Origin of the sequence: Streptomyces sp. NPDC049577, assembly GCF_040675635.1 — a bacterium.
In the GTDB taxonomy this organism is placed as follows: domain Bacteria; phylum Actinomycetota; class Actinomycetes; order Streptomycetales; family Streptomycetaceae; genus Streptomyces.
Genome location: NZ_JBFAPH010000482.1, coordinates 1 through 3,588, shown reverse-complemented (window position 1 = coordinate 3,588; position 3,588 = coordinate 1). Strand labels below are relative to the sequence as shown.

Genomic DNA, 3,588 nt, shown 5'->3' with positions numbered 1-3,588 from the left:
CGGGTCGCGGTGGCGCCGTACCTGCTCGCCCCCGGGGACTTCGCCCGCCGCGCCGGGGCGGACGCCACCGGCGCGGACCTCGTCTCGGCGCCCCTGGGCCCGCACGGGGCCGTCGCCCGCTTGGTCCTGCGCCGTTACGACGAGACGGCTCCGGCGGCCGCCGCCCGGGGTGCGTTCCGCCCGGCCGGGGCCGACGATGGGGAGCATGGAACGGTCACGACGGGTGCGTATCCGCAGGGTCTACGACGAGCCTGAGGAGGCGGACGGCAGCCGGGTGCTGGTCGACCGCATCTGGCCCCGGGGCCTGAGCAAGGACGCGGCCGCCCTCGACGAGTGGTGCAAGGACGTCGCGCCCTCCACCGAGTTGCGCACCTGGTACGGCCACGACCCGGCCCGCTTCGAGGAGTTCGGCCGCCGCTACCGCGCGGAACTGCGCGAGCCGGACCGGGCGGCGGCCCTGAAGCACCTGAAGGACCTGGCCCGGGGCGGGCATCTCACCCTGCTCACCGCGACGAAGGACACCGCCGTCAGCGCGGCGGTCGTGATCCAGAGCGAGCTGACAGGGTCGCAGTAGCGATCCGGGAACGAAACGGTACCGGCGCCTCCCATTCTATGAGTGTCACCGCGACGCCCACGGGAAAGAGGAGGTGCCCCTCATGACCAAGCTCGTCCGCCGCGTCAGCCGCCCCGTCGTCTGAGGCCCCGCCCGTAGATCCGGGACCGTACGAGGGTCCGGCTCACCCGGACCCCGAGGCCACCGAGGGAGGTTCCCATGCGCAAGCTCGTCCGCCGCGTCAACCGCCCCGCCATCTGAGCCCACTCGGACGCCCGGGGCCACCCGGGCACCCGAGACCACCGACGGAGGTGAATCCCGATGACCAAGCCCGTGCGCCGCATCGTCCGCGGCGAGATCTGAGGCCGCTCGAACAACCCGAGGCCACTCAGCGATCGGCCGGCTGACGGCCGGATGTGTGCCGGGGAGGGCTCTTCGAGCCCTCCCCTCGCACGTGTGTGTACCCTCCGGCCACGCCCAGAAGGAGACTTCCATCCCATGCACCAGACGGAACGCGTCACCCGCATCGTCGCCCAGCCCGGTCGCGGCCTGCTCGCCGCCACCACCCACGGCCGGCTGCACCGCTACGACACCGATCTGAACCTGGTCCGCTCCTCGCACTCCGGGACGGTGGCCCAGCAGCCCTCGGGCGTGCCGGTGTACGCGGTGCTCGTCACGGACGACTGGATCGTCACCCGGGACAAGCTGGGCACCATCTGCCGCTGGGACGCCGAGACGCTCCGGCTCGTCGACCGCCTCGACGCCACGGCCACCTGCGACCCCTCGCAGCTGATGGAGGGGGAGCAGCCCTCGCCGACCATCCTGCGCGGCATCGGCCTGTGGAAGGGCAAGATCTACGTCGACAACGGCTACTTCCAGCTCGTCGTCCTGGACCTGGAGACCTTCACCGTCGAGCGCGTGGTGCTCTGGCCGCACGGCTACGACATGCTGGAGTGGTTCTGCACCGACGCCCCCGGCGTGCACGCGATCTCCGACCGCAACGGGCGCGTCCACCTGGGATCGCTGGAGGACCTCTCCTTCCCCACCGTGGTGGAGATCGACTCCTCCAACGTCCACCGGCTCGTGTACGACCGCCGTCACCGGCGGTTCTGGGCCACTACCGACGGCGGCTTCGGCGAGGACCGCAACATACGCAACGGCGTGTGCGTCCTGGGCCTGGACGGCGAGGTGCAGCACCGCCTGAACTTCGCCGTCAACGACGTCGAAGGCCTCGTCTTCTCCCCCGACTTCACCACGGCCTACTCCGGCGGCTTCGACAACGAGCTGCTGATCATCGACAACACCGCACCCGAACCGCGCATCACCTCCCGCGTCGGCGGCTTCAGCCACCAGATCATCGACATCGCCCTCGACGACGACGGCGCCCTGCACGTCCTGGGCCAGGACGGCGAGATCGTCAAGCTGGCCCCGGACGGCACGTACCTCACCCGCCTGGACTACGAGCGGCAGTGCGTGTGGGACGTCCAGCCGCTGCCGGGTGACAGCAGGGACCTGCTGGTCGCCACCGACGACGGCACCGCCGTGGTCCGGCTGGAGGAGCACGTCGCGGGCCTCCCGGCGCTGCGGCTCGTCGAACAGCGCCCGAGCGGCTTCGGGTTCACCCGCCGCGTGCTGCCCACCGGTGACGGCTGGGTCGGCATCGCCTGGGACCGGACGGTCCTCCGCGCGGCGGGCGGCGAGACGCTCTGGTCGGTGGAGCTGCCCGGGATCGTGCACACCCTCTCCGTCTCCCCCGACGGGGAGCGGGTCCTGGTGGCCTGCAACGCGGGCGGCCTCGAACTGGACATGGCCACCGGCACGGAGCTGAGCCGTATCGACGGGCTGCCCGCCTCCGCGTGGGCCACCGCCTACCTGCCCGACGGCTCCCGGCTGCTGGGCACCCGCAACGGGCAGCTGGCCGCCTACGACCCGGCCGGCGAGCCGACGTGGACCGTGGACCTCGGCGGCTACCCCAAGCGGCTGGACGTCGACGGCGGCGTGGTGCGCGTCTCCGGCGCCGGCGGCATCAAGGAGTACGTGCCGGGCGAGGACAAGCCGGCCCGCGTCTTCTCCGAGTTCCTCGACAACACCGTCGAGAACCACACCGTCATCGACGGCGTCCTGTGCGCCGTCACCTACGGCATGCAGGTCGGCGCCTACGACCACGAGACCGGCGAACTGCTGGCCCTGGTCGAGGACCTGCCGGACTTCGCCAAGGGCATCGCCTCGCTGCGCGACGCCGCCGGACGGCCGCTGGTCGTGGTCGGCGGACGCGGCGGCTGGCTGCGGCTGTTCCGCCTCGACCGCGGCCGCCCGGAGCAGGTGCTCACCCCCGTACGGGATCTGTGGCTGCCGGGAGCCGTCGCCCCGGCGTGGTCGGGGTGAGCGCACCGGCCGCCACCGAGCGCGCGGAACCGTCACCCTTCCGGGACCCGCGGTTCCGCGTGTTCGCCGCGGGCAACGTCGTCAACAACGTCGGCGAGGCCGTGTACGCGACGGTGCTGCCGCTGCTCGCCTACGACCTGACCGGTTCGCTCGCGGTCATGTCGCTGCTGGCGGCGGCCGTGCCGGTCAGTCTGCTGCTGGCCCCGTGGCTGGGGTCGGCGGCGGACCGCTGGGGGCCGCGCGTGCTGGTCGTCCCCGGGCTGCTCGTCCAGGCCGCCGCGGGCCTGGCCATGAACCTGTGCCTGGTCGCCGGCCGGGCGCCGGTGTGGCTGTTCTTCGGCTGCGCACTGCTCGTGGCGGTCGGCGGGGCCGCGTACCGCACCGGCTGGATGGCGGGCACCCCCGCCATGTTCCCGCGCAGCCCGGTCCGGGCGCGGGGCACGCTCAACAGCCTGTTCTTCGCGACGACCCTGGCCGGCCCGCTGCTCACCGCCGGCTGTCTGCCGCTGATCGGCTACACGGGCCTGCTCTGGATCAACCTCGCGACGTTCTTCGCGCCGATCGTGGTCTGGGCGCTGGGCGTCCACCCCGAGCGGCGCACGGCGGCGAAGACGGCGCAGGGCGGCGGTCCCGGCGGCTGGAAGCTGTCG

The 3,588-nt window shown here is 72.8% G+C and carries 3 protein-coding genes and 1 pseudogene; all 4 read left to right on the top strand.

Going from position 1 to position 3,588, the window contains the following annotated elements; all coding sequences use genetic code 11:
- A pseudogene (locus tag AB0K09_RS31390) lies at window positions 1-255 on the top strand (hypothetical protein); the annotation flags it as partial.
- Window positions 206-574 carry a DUF488 family protein gene (locus tag AB0K09_RS31385; RefSeq protein ID WP_366068792.1) on the top strand — a complete coding sequence of 123 codons (369 nt, stop codon included), beginning with the start codon at window positions 206-208 and terminating at the stop codon, window positions 572-574. The pseudogene AB0K09_RS31390 and the gene AB0K09_RS31385, both read left to right, overlap by 50 nt.
- Window positions 575-1,051: 477 nt before the next feature.
- A complete protein-coding gene (locus AB0K09_RS31380) occupies window positions 1,052-2,938 on the top strand; it encodes a WD40 repeat domain-containing protein (protein ID WP_366068791.1) in 1,887 nt (628 codons plus the stop codon).
- Window positions 2,935-3,588, top strand: a 654-nt coding sequence (locus tag AB0K09_RS31375; RefSeq protein ID WP_366068790.1) for an MFS transporter, incomplete at its 3' end; no start/stop codon positions are given. The genes AB0K09_RS31380 and AB0K09_RS31375, both read left to right, overlap by 4 nt.